Origin of the sequence: Roseomonas mucosa ATCC BAA-692 (genome assembly GCF_000622225.1) — a bacterium.
Taxonomy (GTDB): domain Bacteria; phylum Pseudomonadota; class Alphaproteobacteria; order Acetobacterales; family Acetobacteraceae; genus Roseomonas; species Roseomonas mucosa.
Genome location: NZ_JHWD01000007.1, coordinates 265,347 through 280,227, shown reverse-complemented (window position 1 = coordinate 280,227; position 14,881 = coordinate 265,347). Strand labels below are relative to the sequence as shown.

At 68.3% G+C, this 14,881-nt stretch carries 11 protein-coding genes, 1 tRNA gene and 1 pseudogene; 11 read left to right on the top strand and 2 right to left on the bottom strand.

Annotated features, from left to right (window positions below):
• Position 1: 1 nt before the first annotated feature.
• The 4 genes from tuf (at position 2) to nusG (ending at position 2,417) form a co-directional block, all read left to right on the top strand.
• Positions 2 to 1,189 carry an elongation factor Tu gene (gene tuf, locus BT98_RS0109950; protein WP_019463282.1) on the top strand — a complete coding sequence of 396 codons (1,188 nt, stop codon included), beginning with the start codon at positions 2 to 4 and terminating at the stop codon, positions 1,187 to 1,189.
• Between the two features lie 326 nt (positions 1,190 to 1,515).
• Positions 1,516 to 1,592: transfer RNA gene (locus BT98_RS0109945), tRNA-Trp, on the top strand.
• Between the two features lie 72 nt (positions 1,593 to 1,664).
• The gene (gene secE, locus BT98_RS0109940) at positions 1,665 to 1,859 is read left to right on the top strand and encodes a preprotein translocase subunit SecE (protein ID WP_019463441.1); all 195 of its coding nucleotides are present in this window, start codon (positions 1,665 to 1,667) and stop codon (positions 1,857 to 1,859) included.
• A gap of 21 nt (positions 1,860 to 1,880) precedes the next feature.
• Complete coding sequence (gene nusG, locus BT98_RS0109935) at positions 1,881 to 2,417, top strand: transcription termination/antitermination protein NusG (RefSeq protein ID WP_019463442.1); 537 nt, start codon at positions 1,881 to 1,883, stop codon at positions 2,415 to 2,417.
• A gap of 148 nt (positions 2,418 to 2,565) precedes the next feature.
• Here nusG and BT98_RS27200 read toward each other — a convergent pair.
• Positions 2,566 to 3,846: pseudogene (locus tag BT98_RS27200) on the bottom strand (OmpA family protein).
• Positions 3,847 to 4,034: 188 nt separating this feature from the next.
• Complete coding sequence (locus tag BT98_RS0109925; protein WP_019462389.1) at positions 4,035 to 5,084, bottom strand: glycosyltransferase family 4 protein; 1,050 nt, start codon at positions 5,082 to 5,084, stop codon at positions 4,035 to 4,037.
• A gap of 356 nt (positions 5,085 to 5,440) precedes the next feature.
• Between BT98_RS0109925 and BT98_RS0109920 the strand changes: the two genes are divergently transcribed.
• The 7 genes from BT98_RS0109920 (at position 5,441) to rpoB (ending at position 14,824) form a co-directional block, all read left to right on the top strand.
• Positions 5,441 to 7,312, top strand: coding sequence for an ABC transporter ATP-binding protein (locus BT98_RS0109920; protein ID WP_019462390.1), 1,872 nt, complete (start codon positions 5,441 to 5,443; stop codon positions 7,310 to 7,312).
• 14 nt (positions 7,313 to 7,326) lie between these two features.
• Entirely contained in the window at positions 7,327 to 7,827 is a 501-nt protein-coding gene (locus tag BT98_RS26085) for a DUF2062 domain-containing protein (RefSeq protein WP_019462391.1), read from the top strand.
• 141 nt (positions 7,828 to 7,968) lie between these two features.
• Complete coding sequence (gene rplK, locus BT98_RS0109910; protein WP_019462392.1) at positions 7,969 to 8,403, top strand: 50S ribosomal protein L11; 435 nt, start codon at positions 7,969 to 7,971, stop codon at positions 8,401 to 8,403.
• Positions 8,404 to 8,407: 4 nt separating this feature from the next.
• Entirely contained in the window at positions 8,408 to 9,100 is a 693-nt protein-coding gene (rplA, locus tag BT98_RS0109905; RefSeq protein ID WP_019462393.1) for a 50S ribosomal protein L1, read from the top strand.
• 291 nt (positions 9,101 to 9,391) lie between these two features.
• Positions 9,392 to 9,916 carry a 50S ribosomal protein L10 gene (gene rplJ, locus BT98_RS0109900; RefSeq protein ID WP_026033431.1) on the top strand — a complete coding sequence of 175 codons (525 nt, stop codon included), beginning with the start codon at positions 9,392 to 9,394 and terminating at the stop codon, positions 9,914 to 9,916.
• Positions 9,917 to 10,004: 88 nt separating this feature from the next.
• Positions 10,005 to 10,385 carry a 50S ribosomal protein L7/L12 gene (gene rplL / locus BT98_RS0109895; RefSeq protein WP_019462395.1) on the top strand — a complete coding sequence of 127 codons (381 nt, stop codon included), beginning with the start codon at positions 10,005 to 10,007 and terminating at the stop codon, positions 10,383 to 10,385.
• 245 nt (positions 10,386 to 10,630) lie between these two features.
• Positions 10,631 to 14,824, top strand: coding sequence for a DNA-directed RNA polymerase subunit beta (gene rpoB / locus BT98_RS0109890; RefSeq protein WP_019462396.1), 4,194 nt, complete (start codon positions 10,631 to 10,633; stop codon positions 14,822 to 14,824).
• The last annotated feature ends 57 nt before the right edge of the window (positions 14,825 to 14,881 follow it).

The following is a 14,881-nucleotide window of genomic DNA, read 5'->3' as shown; positions in this document are numbered from 1 at the left end:
CATGGCGAAGGCGAAGTTCGAGCGGAACAAGCCGCACTGCAACATCGGCACGATCGGGCACGTTGACCACGGCAAGACGTCGCTGACGGCGGCGATCACGAAGGTGCTGGCGAAGTCTGGTGGGGCGTCGTTCACGGCGTACGACCAGATCGACAAGGCGCCGGAGGAGCGTGCGCGCGGGATCACGATCTCGACGGCGCATGTGGAGTACGAGACGGCGAACCGGCACTACGCGCACGTGGACTGCCCTGGCCACGCCGACTACGTGAAGAACATGATCACGGGTGCGGCGCAGATGGACGGCGCGATCCTGGTGGTGTCGGCGGCGGACGGTCCGATGCCGCAGACGCGCGAGCACATCCTGCTGGCGCGCCAGGTGGGCGTTCCGGCGCTGGTGGTGTTCCTGAACAAGATGGACCTGGCGGACCCCGACCTGGTGGAGCTGGTGGAGATGGAGGTGCGCGAGCTGCTGTCCTCCTACCAGTTCCCGGGCGACGACATTCCCATCGTGAAGGGCTCTGCGGTGGCGGCGCTGGAGGACAAGACGCCCGAGATCGGCGAGCAGGCGATCCTGCAGCTGATGGCGGAGGTGGACCGCTACATCCCGCAGCCGGAGCGTCCGAAGGACCTGCCGTTCCTGATGCCGATCGAGGACGTGTTCTCGATCTCGGGCCGCGGCACGGTGGTGACGGGGCGCGTGGAGCGTGGCATCGTGAAGGTGGGCGAGGAAGTCGAGATCGTGGGCCTGAAGGACACGGTCAAGACGACGGTGACGGGCGTGGAGATGTTCCGCAAGCTGCTGGACAGCGGCGAGGCGGGGGACAACATCGGCGCGCTGCTGCGCGGCACGAAGCGTGAGGACGTGGAGCGCGGGCAGGTGCTGGCCAAGCCGGGCTCGATCACGCCGCACACGCGCTTCAAGGCCGAGGCCTACATCCTGACCAAGGAAGAGGGCGGCCGGCACACGCCGTTCTTCACGAACTACCGTCCGCAGTTCTACTTCCGCACGACCGACGTGACGGGCGTGGTGAAGCTGCCGGAAGGCGTGGAGATGGTGATGCCGGGCGACAACGTGGCGATGGATGTCGAGCTGATCGCGCCGATCGCCATGGACCAGGGCCTGCGCTTCGCCATCCGCGAGGGCGGCCGCACCGTCGGCGCCGGCGTCGTCGCCTCCATCGAGAAGTAAGGCCCGGCGCCCTGGCCTCGTGCCGGGGACGGGTACGGAACGGCGGTCCGCAGCGATGCGGGCCGCCTTTTTTTCTGGCGCGGCGGCCGGGCCGGCCGGGCACCGCCCCGCCGCCTGGGCGCCGCGAATCCCGGTCCGGATGGGCCCTGCGGGAGGGATCGTAGCTTGGTCCCAGGGATTCCCGCCGGGGCCGGCCGCGGCTCCTCCGAAGGTCCGGGCGGGCGGGGATGGGCGGGTTCTCCCGGTGCCATGTTTTCCCTGTGCGGCCATCTCGACAGGACAGTTTGTCTATCCTATAGACCCGGCCTCACGGCGATGCCGCGTGCAGGGGCGTAGCTCAATTGGCTAGAGCGCCGGTCTCCAAAACCGGAGGTTGGGGGTTCGAGACCCTCCGCCCCTGCCACCGTCGCCATGCTTGATGAGGCGGGCGATGCCGGCGTCGGCACCGCCCTCGAAGTGTTGGAGAGGCCGGCCCTTGGCCAAGGTGAACCCTGTGCAGTATCTGCGCGACGTGCGGCAGGAAGTGGCGCGCGTCACCTGGCCCACCCGCAAGGAGACCCTGATCACCACGGGGCTGGTGCTGGCCCTGTCGGCCCTGGCGGCCGTGTTCTTCCTGGTGGTGGATCAGGTCATCCAGTTGGGGATGAGTGCGCTGTTCGGGTTCGGCTGAGGCGGATTGGGAGATTCGGTCATGGCCGGCATGAAGTGGTACGTCGTTCACGTCTATTCGGGCTTCGAGAAGAAGATCGCCCAGGCGATCAAGGAACAGGCCGTGCAGAAGGGGCTGGAGCACCTCTTCGGCGAGGTGCTCGTCCCGTCCGAGGAAGTGGTCGAGGTGCGCCGCGGGCAGAAAGTGAATGCCGAGCGCAAGTTCTTCCCCGGCTACGTGCTGGTGAAGATGGAGATGACGGACGACGCGTGGCACCTGGTGAAGGACACGCCCAAGGTCACCGGCTTCCTTGGCGCCCGCAACAAGCCCGCTCCCATTCCCGAATCCGAGGCGCAGCGGATGCTGCAGCAGGTGCAGGAGAATGTGGAGAAGCCGCGCCGCCCCTCCGTGGTCTACGAGGTGGGCGAGCAGGTTCGCGTGGCGGACGGTCCCTTCACCAGCTTCAACGGCGTGGTGGAGGAAGTGGACGAGGAGCGCGGCCGGGTGAAGGTTTCGGTCTCCATCTTCGGCCGGGCCACCCCCGTGGAGCTGGAATACGGGCAGGTGGAGAAGGTCTGAGGGCCTCTCTCCTTTTCGTGGTTTTGCAGGGGGCGCCTTCGGGCGCCCTTTTTCGTGCCTGCCGTCCAGGGGCGCGCGCAAAGAGGAAGGGGGCCGGTCCTCGCGGACCGGCCCCCTTCCCGAAGCGATGCCTGGAGCGTCTGCGCGATCAGCGCAGGACGATCTCCACGCGGCGGTTCTGCGGCTCGCGCACGCCGTCGGCGGTCGGCACCAGCGGACGGCTCTCGCCGAAGGCCTCGACCGTGATCTCCGAGCGCTGCACGCCGTTGCGCACCAGCTCGGCGGCCACGGCGTCGGCGCGGCGGCGCGACAGGCCCATGTTGTACTGCGGCGTGCCGGAGCGGTCGGCGTGGCCGGCCACCTCGATGCGGGTCGAACCCGTGCTACGCGCGTTCTGCGCCGCCTCGGCGATGATCTGCCGGGCACGGTCCGTCAGGTTGTAACGGTCCCAGTCGAAGAACACGAGTTAGGTGCGGGCGGCGTTCTGGGTCGGCGCCGGGGTGGGGGCCAAGGCGGCCACCGGCGCCGGCGGGGTCCACAGCGCGTAGCGCAGGCCCAGCATCGCGGAGTGGTTGAAGTTGTCGTACTTGATGTCGTAGGTGCGGTCGATCGAACGGCCGGCCGCGCTGGCTGTGACGGTGGTGGAGAGCCTGTTCGAGAGCGTGCCGAAGAAGCGGTACTCGGCCGTCACGGCGAGGCCGGGCACGGCGCGGACCGGGAAGGCCAGGCCGGCCATGGCCTGGTAGGCGAAGTCGCCATCCGTGTCGTCGCTGCGGACCTGGGCCCTGGCATTCAGGTCGCTGGTGTTGAGGTTGATCTGGGGGATGGCGTTGGCCGGCAGCTGCGCCCGCTGTTCCGCCGTCAGGTTGGCGAGGAAGCGGCTTTGCAGCTCGCTGTTGACACGGCTGACGACGCGGTCCGCCAGGCCGGCGGGCGCCGTGGCGTCGATGGAGCCGGACAGGCCGCGATGGCTGGTCCAGGCATAGCCGACGCCGACGCCGATATAGGGCATCAGGGCGCTGGACGAGATGCCGTAGCTGCTCAGGTCGAAGTCATAATAGGCATTCGCCATGATGCCGTAGGTATCGGCGCTGCCCTTGGCGCGCGGCAGGCGGTAGCCGGCGATCGTGTAGCGGTCGAGTTCGTTGGAGCGGTAGTTGCCCTCGATCTCCAGCCGCAGCCCATTGCCGAAGCCCCAGCCGACGCTGCCCAGCCCGGCCCAGCCCAGGTTGAAATCCGTGCGGATCTCGCGCGACAGGCCGCTCTGGGCCAGGGTGCGGCCGATTGCGCCGCCGATATTGCCGCTGTTGGGGTCATGGAAGTTCAGGCCGGCGGCGCCGCCCAGATAGAGGCCGGTTACGGGCTGCGCCAGGGCGGCGCCGGGGGCCAGGAAAAGCGTCGAGCATAGAAGACGTCGCCAGAAGGCCATGAAGGCTCCCTTCAGCGGCATAGCCACTGGTTGGTTGTGATGCAGCAATTACAACCATGAAGGGATGTGTCTTTGAAATACACGCATCGATAGAAAGCGTTAAGGAAACGACCCGCCGGGCATCTGTCACGGAGGAGTGATGCTTTCGGGGAACACCTTCCCCGACGGGGAAGGTGTTCCGGGACCGTTCAGACCACGCGCAGGAGGGGGCGCGCGGTGCGGGCCAGGCTCTGGTAGAGGCTGACATAGTCCTCCGCCATGCGGCGGGCGGTAAAGCGCTCCTCGAAGCGACGGCGGATTCGCGCGCGGGAGAGCTCCGGCAGGCGCCGGATGGCGGCGACGGCCTCTTCCTCGTTCTGGACGATGAAGCCGGTGACCCCGTCCTCGATCACCTCCGGCACGGAGCCGTGGTTGTAGGCGATGACGGGGGTGCCGCAGGCCATGGCCTCGATCATCACCAGGCCGAAGGGCTCGGGCCAGTCGATCGGGACGAGGAGCGCCCGGGCGCCGGACAGGAAGTCCGGCTTCTGCCCGTCACAGATCTCGCCGATGAACTCGACATGCACCTGGGCGACCAGGGGCTCGATGTGCTGCGCATAGTATTCCGCGTCGGCCTTGTCGACCTTGGCGGCGATCTTCAGCGGCAGGCCGGCTTCGGCGGCGATGCGGATGGCGCGGTCCGGGCGCTTCTCCGGCGCGATGCGGCCGAGGAAGGCGAGGTAGCCGGGCTCCGCGTCACGCGGGGTGAGCAGATCCTTCGGCAGGCCGTGATGGATGGTGGCGGCCCAGCCGGCCTGGGGCAGCGGGGCACGCTGAGAATCGGAGATCGAGACCACCGGCGCGTCCGGGAAGGCGTCGAAGATCGGGCCCAGCTCCGGCAGGTCGAGGCGGCCGTGCAGGGTCGTCACCCAGGGCACCTCCTGCCGGCTGAACAGGGAGAAGGGCAGGTAGTCCAGGTGGAAGTGCAGCAGGTCGAACTCATGGGCGCGGCGCAGGACCTGTTCCAGCATCAGGGCATGGGGGGCCATGGGGTCGCGGACCGAGGGATCGAGGCGCAGGGCCTGGGGCCGCATGGGGACAAGCGTGGCGCTGGTCTGGGAATCGCCGCTGGCGAAGAGCGTCACGTCATGGCCCAGGGCCACCAGTTCCTCGGTCAGGAACGAGACGACACGCTCCGTGCCACCATAGCGCTTCGGCGGAACGGCTTCGTACAACGGGGCGATCTGCGCGATACGCATTCCGGTGGCTCTCCTTCTCGTGGCTTCAGGGACATCCTCCCTTCCGGATCCCGGACTGCCCCCCGTTTGTGTCCATTTCGGGGGTTTTTCGCGGGGCTTTCGTGGTGGCTCCCGCCCGGATGGTCCCCTCCGCGCCGCTGCCCGGGCAGGACCTGACCCCACCAACGATTTAACTGTGACCGGAATGGGGCAGCCGTACCAAAACTCCGCCAGAAACCAGGGCTGAACTCAGCGTTGTTAGTTTCACACCACGATCCGCTGGCGGGGTTCCCGTTGCTCCGGGTGCCCCGAACCGTGGGCAGGGAGGACGGGGTCCGAGGCACGGTGTCGTGACCCGTTTCGGGAAGGGAGGCTTCATGGCCGATCTCCGAGTCATCGAGAACATGCAGGCGCCCCGGGGCACCTTTCCGGGGCCCTCCGCGGAGGCCGAGGCGGAGGGAACGGAGGCGCTGCTGCGCTACCAGACCCGGCCCATGGGCTTTCTGTTCCGCTACATCCGGAAACGCGGGCCGGCGCATGCCATGGTGCTGCTCTCGGTGGTGCTGGCCGTGGCCTGTTCCGTGGGCACGCAATACGCCATGAAGGGACTGGTGGACGCGATGTCCGGCGGGCCCGCCGCCATGGCGGCGGTCTGGGTGGCGCTGGCGATGCTGGGCGCGGTGATCGCCGCCGACAACCTGCTGTGGCGGGTGGGCGGCTGGATCTCCACCACCGCCTTTACGGGGGTGACGGGGGACCTGCGGAGCGACCTGTTCCGCCACCTCTCCGGCCATGCACCGGATTATTTCGTGGACCGTTCGCCGGGCGTACTGGCCAGCCGGATCAGCGCGACCTCGAACGCCGCCTGGACGGTGATCTCCACCTTCACGTGGAACACGCTGCCGCCGACCATCGCGGTGATCTTCTCGATCGCCCTGCTGGCCAGCGTGGACGTGTCCATGGCGCTGGTGATCGTGAGCATCGCCGGCGGGATGGCCTATCTGCTGACGCGGCTGGCAGCGAAGGGCAGGCCGCTGCACATGGACTATGCCGAGAAGGCCGCCGCCGTGGATGGCGAGCTGGTCGATGTCGTGCAGAACATGAACATCGTGCGGGCCTTCGGCTCCATCCTGCGGGAAAGGGCGCGCTTCGCCCGGCAGGTGCAGAGCGAGGTGAACGCCCGCAAGCGCAGCCTGCGCTACATCGAGAAGCTGCGGCTGGCCCATGCGGTGATGACCGCGGCGCTGACCATCGGGCTGTTGTTCTGGGCGGTCAGCCTGTGGCAGGCCGGGCGGGCCAGCACGGGCGATGTGGTGATGATCTGCTCGCTGGGCTTCACCATCCTGCACGGGACGCGCGACCTGGCGGTGGCTCTGGTGGAGATGACCCAGCACGTGGCGCGGCTGTCCGAGGCGGTGTCCACCCTGCTGGTGCCGCATGCCCTGCCGGATGCCAAGGATGCACGGCCGCTGCGGGTGCGCGGCGGGCGGATCGACTTCCACGACGTGCGCTTCTCCTATCCGGGGCGCGGGCCGGTGCTGCGGGGCTTCGACCTCGCCATCCAGCCGGGCGAGCGGATCGGGCTGGTCGGGCGCTCGGGCGCCGGCAAGTCCACCGTGCTGACGCTGTTGCAGCGCTTCACCAAGGCGCAGGGCGGGCAGGTGCTGATCGACGGGCAGGAGATCGGGGCGGTGACGCAGAAGAGCCTGTCCGACGCCATCGCGGTGGTGCCGCAGGACGTGTCGCTGTTCCAGCGCTCGATCCTGGAGAACATCCGCTACGGCAAGCCGGAGGCGACGGACGAGGAGGTGCTGGCGGCGGCCGAGGCGGCCAATTGCCGGGACTTCATCGAGGCGCTGCCGGAGGGCTTCGGCACCGAGGTCGGCCAGCGGGGCGTGCGGCTGTCCGGCGGGCAGAGGCAGCGGCTGGCGATCGCCCGGGCGTTGCTGAAGGACGCGCCGATCCTGTTGCTGGACGAGGCGACCTCCGCGCTGGACAGCGAGTCCGAGGTGGCGGTGCAGACCGCGCTGGAGCGGCTGATGCAGGGGCGGACGGTGATCGCCGTGGCGCACCGGCTGGCGACGCTGCAGAATTTCGACCGGATCGTGGTCATGGATGCCGGCAAGGTGGTCGAGCATGGCGCGCCGGACGTGCTGGCGCGGCAGGCGGGCATCTACCGCGACCTGCTGACCACCCAGGGCATGCTGGCCGCGGGGGCGCCGGCCGAGAAGGTCAGCGCCGCGGCCTGAGGCTGGGTGTGGCGATGATCGGCGCCCGCCTGCGGAGCCTGCGCCATCGGATGGAGGAGGGATGGGAGAAGATCCTTTCCTCCCCGGGCGGGCCGGGCAGGGTGGCCCGGGGGATCGGAGCCGGAGCCTTCGCGGCCATGTTGCCCGCCTTCGGGCTGCATCTCGTGCTGGCGGCCGTGCTGGGGTTCCTGCTGCGGGGCAGCATGGCGGCGGCGGGGGCGACCTGCGTGCTGCTGGGCAACCCGCTGACCCATGCCCTGCTGATCCCGACGGAATTCGCGCTGGGCCGCTTCGTGCTGCAACGTGAGGTCCACTCCCCGGTGCATTCCCCCGGCTTTGCCGGACACCTGCGGCTCGGCCACTGGCTGGAACTGGGGCTGCCCGCCTTGGAGGAACTGCTGGTGGGCGGCGTGCTGATCGGCATTCCGGTCGGGCTGGCCGCCTGGTTCGTGGCGCGCCGGGTGCTGTTGCGCCGGGCGGCGGCCCAGGGCGCTGGAGCCGTATCGCGGGGCTGACCTGCGCCGCCGGATGGATTCGGCAATGGACAGGGCGCGCGGGCGGGTGTAGAGGCCGCCCCTCACTCGCACCGATGGACGCGGGAGGCCCAGCCATGGGCCGCCCTACCGCGCGCCCCCGGTTCCTGGGGATGGAGTATCATGGCTAAGAAGATCGTCGGCTACATCAAGCTGCAGATCCCGGCCGGCAAGGCGAACCCGTCGCCGCCGGTCGGCCCCGCGCTGGGTCAGCGTGGCCTGAACATCATGCAGTTCGTCAAGGAGTTCAACGCGGCGACGCAGCAGATGGAGCCCGGCACCCCGACGCCGGTCGTCATCACCGCGTATTCCGACCGCACCTTCTCCTTCATCACGAAGACCCCGCCCAACACCTACTTCCTGCTGAAGGCGGCGAAGCTGGACAAGGGCTCGCAGACTCCCGGCAAGGGTGGCGCGGTGGGCCGCGTGACCAAGTCGCAGCTGCGCGAGATCGCGGCGGTGAAGATGAAGGACATGAACTGCCAGGACGTGGAGGCCGCGGTGAGCATGCTCGCCGGTTCCGCCCGTTCCATGGGCATGATCGTGGCGGAGGGCTGAACCGATGGCCGGCAAGCGTCTGAAGAAGCTCGTCGAGGGTCTGGACCTCGAGAAGTCCTACGCGCTGGAGGAGGCGATCCGCCTCGCCAAGGCGAATGCGACCGCCAAGTTCGACGAGACCGTCGAGATCTCGATGAACCTGGGCATCGACCCGCGCCATGCGGACCAGATGGTCCGTGGCGTGGTCGGCCTGCCGAACGGCACCGGCAAGACGGTACGCGTGGGTGTCTTCGCCCGCGGTCCCAAGGCCGAGGAGGCCCAGGCGGCCGGTGCGGACGTGGTGGGCGCCGAGGACCTGGCCGAGCAGGTGCAGGCGGGCAACATCAATTTCGACCGCTGCATCGCGACCCCGGACATGATGGCCCTGGTGGGGCGCCTGGGTAAGATCCTGGGCCCGCGCGGCCTGATGCCGAACCCGAAGCTCGGCACCGTGACCATGGACGTCAAGGGCGCCGTGACGGCGGCCAAGGCGGGCCAGGTGGAGTTCCGCGCCGAGAAGGCCGGCATCGTGCATGCCGGCATCGGCAAGGCCTCCTTCGAGGAGGGCAAGCTGCTGGAGAACGCGCGCGCCTTCATCGATGCGATCCAGAAGGCCCGTCCGACGGGTGCCAAGGGAACCTATGTGAGGAAGGTCGCCCTGAGCTCCTCCATGGGCCCGGGCCTGAAGGTGGACGTGGCCTCGCTGGCCTCCGCCTAAGAGATACGCCTTCCTCTCGAAGGGGAGGGCGGACAGGGCGGAGCCTTCGGGACCCGCCCGAACCTGTCGGAAACCGTAGGTGGCCCATCCGGGCCTTGATGCGGCCAGGCCGCGCCAACGGTAGACGGGGCGTCAAATCGATCTGTTTCCCGGGGCCCGAGGGCACCGGGCAAGGCTCGGCTTGGCTTTCCGGCTTACTGGCAGGCGAAGAGGGTGCGGCGGGTGCCGTGCCCTCGCGTGAACCGCCGGAGCCCTTCCAAAAGGCTTTCCGGCTTTCGTTTGGAGACGGAGTTGGACCGTACGGAGAAGCGCGAGTTCGTCGCGACCCTCGCCGGCGTGTTCGCCGAGACCTCCTTCGTCCTGGTCGCCCAGAACAAGGGCATGACCGTGGCCGAGGTGAGCGAGCTGCGGCGTCGCATGCGCGGTGCGGGCGCGACCTACAAGGTCGCGAAGAACCGCCTGGCCGGCCTCGCCCTCGACGGAACCCGCTTCCAGGGCATCCAGCCGCTGCTGAAGGGTCCGACCGCGCTTGCGTGGTCGAAGGACCCGGTGGCCGTGGCGAAGACCGCCGTGGAATTCGCCAAGACGAACGATAAGTTCGTGATCCTGGGTGGTGCCCTCGGCACGCAGACCCTGGCCCTGGACGGGGTCAAGGCACTGGCCGAGCTGCCCTCCCTGGAAACGCTGCGTGCGCAGCTCGTGGGTCTCATCCAGACCCCGGCGACGCGCATCGCGGGCGTGCTGCAGGCTCCGGCCGGGCAGCTGGCGCGGGTGTTCGGGGCGTATGCCAAGAAGGACGAGGCGGAAGCCGCCTAACGCGTACCGGCCTGTCCGGTTGCCGCAAGGGCGCCGGGCGGGTCTTGCAAAGACCAAGCCAAGCCACTAGATCGAAGGACATACGAATATGGCTGATCTCGCCAAGCTGGTTGACGAGCTGTCGACCCTCACGGTTCTCGAGGCCGCTGAGCTTTCCAAGATGCTCGAGGAGAAGTGGGGCGTTTCCGCCGCTGCGCCGGTTGCCGTGGCTGCCGCCCCGGCCGCTGGTGGCGCCGCTGCCGCCCCTGCCGAGGAGCAGACCGAGTTCACCGTGACCCTGGCCTCCGCCGGCGACAAGAAGATCAACGTCATCAAGGAGATCCGCACGATCACCGGTCTGGGCCTGAAGGAGGCCAAGGATCTGGTCGAGGGCGCGCCGAAGGTGATCAAGGAGGCCGCGTCCAAGGACGAGGCCGAGAAGATCAAGAAGGTGCTCGAGGAGAACGGTGCCAAGGTTGAGGTCAAGTAAGACCTTTCAACCGGCACGCTGCCGGGGCTACGGTGCCGGCGGCGGACTGAGTATTTGAGCGGTAGGGGCGGAATTCCGAAGACAGTCGGAGTCCCGCCCTTGCCTGCGTTTCCCTGGACCAGTCCCTGTCGCGGGCTGGTCCTGGCAAACGCGGGGCACGACACAGGTGCACCCCGGCCGGGGGGAGGGGGCGTCCCAGGACGCCACCTTGGCCCCGGCCGGAGACAGAAGGAAGCAGGGCGCGCATGAACGCTATCGCAAAGTCGTTCGGGGGCAAGGGGCTGACTGGCCGGAAGCGCATCCGCAAATCCTTCGGGCGGCTGCCCGAAGTGGCGCCGATGCCGAACCTGATCGACGTGCAGCGGGCCTCCTACGAGGCCTTCCTCCAGATGGGCGTGGACCCGGATGTCCGGAGCCAGGCCGGGCTGCAGGAAGTGTTCAAGTCCGTGTTCCCGATCGACGATTTCGCGGGGCGCGGCCGGCTGGAGTTCGTGCAGTACGAGCTCGAGGAGCCGAAATACGACGTCGAGGAGTGCATGCAGCGTGGCCTGACCTTTGCCGCGCCGCTGAAGGTCCGCCTGCGCCTGATCGTCTGGGACATCGACGAGGACACCGGTTCCCGCTCCGTCCGCGACATCAAGGAGCAGGATGTCTACATGGGCGACATGCCGCTCATGACGGACAACGGCACCTTCATCATCAACGGCACCGAGCGCGTCATCGTCTCGCAGATGCACCGTTCGCCGGGCGTCTTCTTCGACCATGACAAGGGCAAGACGCATTCCAGCGGCAAGTACCTCTTCGCCGCGCGCGTGATCCCCTATCGCGGCTCCTGGCTCGACTTCGAGTTTGATGCCAAGGACATCTGCTATGTCCGCATCGACCGGAAGCGCAAGCTGCCGGCCTCGACGCTGCTCTATGCGCTGGATTCCTCGCGCACCGAGGCGCTGCGGGCCGAGCGGCAGGGCGACCTCGACTCCTCCGAGGTGCGGGGCATGGATGCCGAGGAGATCCTCGGCACCTTCTACGGCAAGGTGGTGTTCACGCGCGGCCCCAAGGGCTGGTCGCGTCCCTTCGTGCCGGAGAGCTTCCGCGGCGTGAAGCTGCTGGAGGATCTGGTCGACGCCGACAGCGGCAAGACGGTCGCGACGCGCGACACAAAGATGACGCCGCGCCTGGCCCGCAAGATCGCCGAGGAGGGGACCAGGGAGGTCCTGGTCGGCCGGGTGGACCTGATCGGCCGCTTCCTGTCCGATGACCTGGTGGACCTCAACACCGGCGAGATCCATGGCGAGGCCGGCGAGGAGCTGACCGAGGCGAAGCTGACCGCCATCGAGGATGCGGGCTATGACAGCCTGCCGACGCTGGCCATCGACCAGCAGGTCGGCCCCTGGATGCGCAACACGATCGCGGTGGACAAGGCCACCAACCGCGACGAGGCGCTGATGGACATCTATCGCGTCATGCGGCCGGGTGAGCCGCCGACGCCGGAGACGGCCGAGGCGCTGTTCCGTGGCCTGTTCTTCGATCCGGAGCGCTATGACCTCTCGGCCGTGGGCCGGGTGAAGATGAACATGCGCCTGGGCTTCAGCCTGCAGGACGTGCCCGACACGCAGCGGACGCTGCGCAAGCAGGACATCCTGGCGACGCTGAAGACCCTGCTGGAGCTGAAGGACGGCAAGGGCCAGATCGACGACATCGACAACCTCGGCAACCGCCGGGTGCGTTCGGTCGGCGAGCTGATGGAGAACCAGTACCGCGTCGGCCTGCTGCGGATGGAGCGCGCGATCAAGGAGCGGATGGGGTCGGTCGACATCGACACCGTGATGCCGCACGACCTGATCAACGCGAAGCCGGCGGCGGCGGCGGTGCGGGAGTTCTTCGGCTCCTCGCAGCTGTCGCAGTTCATGGACCAGACCAACCCGCTCTCCGAGGTGACGCACAAGCGCCGCCTGAGCGCGCTTGGCCCGGGCGGCCTGACGCGCGAGCGCGCCGGCTTCGAGGTGCGCGACGTGCACCCGACGCATTACGGCCGCATCTGCCCGATCGAGACGCCGGAAGGCCCGAACATCGGCCTGATCAACAGCCTCGCCACCTTCGCCAAGGTGAACAAGTACGGCTTCATCGAGACGCCGTACCAGATGGTGCAGGACGGCAAGATCGTCGGCGAGCCGCGCTACCTCTCCGCCATGGAGGAGGAGAAGCTCGTGGTCGCCCAGGCGGATGCCGAGGTGGACCGTGACACGGGCGAGTTCCGCTCCGAGCTGGTGAGCGTGCGCCAGAGCGGCGACTTCCGGCTGGTGAAGCCCGAGGAGGTGACGGCGATCGACGTGTCGCCGAAGCAGCTCGTCTCGGTGGCCGCGGCGCTGATCCCGTTCCTGGAGAACGACGACGCCAACCGCGCGCTCATGGGCTCGAACATGATGCGGCAGGCGGTGCCGCTGGTGAAGTCGGACGCGCCGCTGGTGGGCACGGGCATGGAGGCCGCGGTGGCGCGGGATTCCGGCGCGACCATCGTGGCCCGGCGCGACGGCGTCATCGACAGCATCGACGGTGCGCGCATCGTGGTGCGGGCGACGGCCGAGGACGGCACGACCAAGGGCGTGGACATCTACCGCCTGCGGAAGTTCCAGCGTTCCAACCAGAGCACCTGCATCAACCAGCGCCCGCTGGTGAAGGTGGGCGACCGGGTGCAGGCGGGCGACATCATCGCCGACGGCCCTTCCACGGAGCTGGGCGAGCTGGCGCTGGGCCGCAACGTCATGTGCGCCTTCATGCCCTGGAACGGCTACAACTTCGAGGACTCGATCCTCATCTCCGAGCGGATCGCGCGGGACGACGTCTTTACGTCGATCCATATCGACGAGTTCGAGGTGATGGCCCGCGACACCAAGCTGGGCCAGGAGGAGATCACCCGCGACATCCCGAATGTCGGCGAGGAGGCCCTGCGCAACCTTGACGAGGCGGGCATCGTCTATGTCGGTGCCGAGGTGAACCCGGGCGACATCCTGGTCGGCAAGGTGACGCCGAAGGGCGAGAGCCCGATGACGCCGGAGGAGAAGCTGCTCCGCGCCATCTTCGGCGAGAAGGCCTCCGACGTGCGCGACACCTCGCTGCGCCTGCCGCCGGGCGTGTCGGGCACGATCGTGGACGTGCGCGTCTTCTCCCGCCGTGGCGTGGACAAGGACGAGCGCGCCATGGCGATCGAGCGCGCCGAGATCGAGCGGCTGGCCAAGGACCGCGATGACGAGCGGGCCATCCAGGAGCGTTCGTTCCACTCGCGGCTGCGCGAGAAGCTGCTGAACCGCAAGGCGTCGGGCGGCTTCCGGGGCGTCAAGGCGGGCACGGTCATCACCGACGAGGTGCTGAACGAGTTCGCCAAGGTGACCTGGCGCCAGATCGGCGTGGCCGATGACGCGGTGATGGCGGAGATCGAGGCGCTGAAGCGCGAGTTCGACGCCGCCGTGGAGCGCCTGCAGAAGCGCTTCGAGAGCAAGGTCGAGAAGCTGCAGCGCGGCGACGAGCTGCCGCCCGGCGTGATGAAGATGGTCAAGGTCTTCGTCGCGGTGAAGCGGAAGCTGCAGCCGGGCGACAAGATGGCCGGCCGCCACGGCAACAAGGGCGTGGTCTCCCGCGTCGTGCCGATCGAGGACATGCCGTTCCTCGAGGATGGACGCGCGGTGGATCTGGTGCTGAACCCGCTGGGCGTGCCGTCGCGCATGAACATCGGCCAGATCCTGGAGACGCATCTGGGCTGGGCCTGCGCCAACCTGGGCCGCCAGGTGGGCGAGCTGGTGGAGGACTATCGCCGGGCGGGTGCTGCGCGCGACGCGCTGGTCGCCAAGCTGCGCGAGGTCTATGGCGACGAGATCGTCGACGAGCAGGTCGCGGAGATGACCGAGGACCAGCTCATCGAGCTCGGCGACAACCTGTCGAAGGGCATTCCCATCGCGACGCCGGTCTTCGACGGTGCGCGCATCTCCGACATCGAGACGATGCTGGTGAAGGCGGGGATGCCGACCTCCGGGCAGATGCAGCTGATCGACGGGCGTTCGGGCGAGCCGTTCGAGCGCAAGACGACGGTCGGCTACATCTACATGCTGAAGCTGCACCACTTGGTGGACGACAAGATCCACGCCCGTTCCATCGGCCCCTACTCGCTCGTCACCCAGCAGCCGCTGGGTGGCAAGGCGCAGTTCGGCGGCCAGCGCTTCGGCGAGATGGAGGTCTGGGCGCTGGAAGCCTATGGCGCCGCCTATACGCTGCAGGAGATGCTGACGGTGAAGTCGGACGATGTGTCCGGCCGCACCAAGGTCTATGAGGCGATCGTCCGCGACCAGGACAGCTTCGAGGCCGGCATCCCCGAGAGCTTCAACGTTCTGACCAAGGAGCTGAAGAGCCTGGGCCTGAACGTGGACCTCGAGAACCGCGGCAACTGAGCCACTGAGAGGATCGCGCCGGCCCCCGCCAGCGGGGCCGGCCGCTGATTTCGCGGC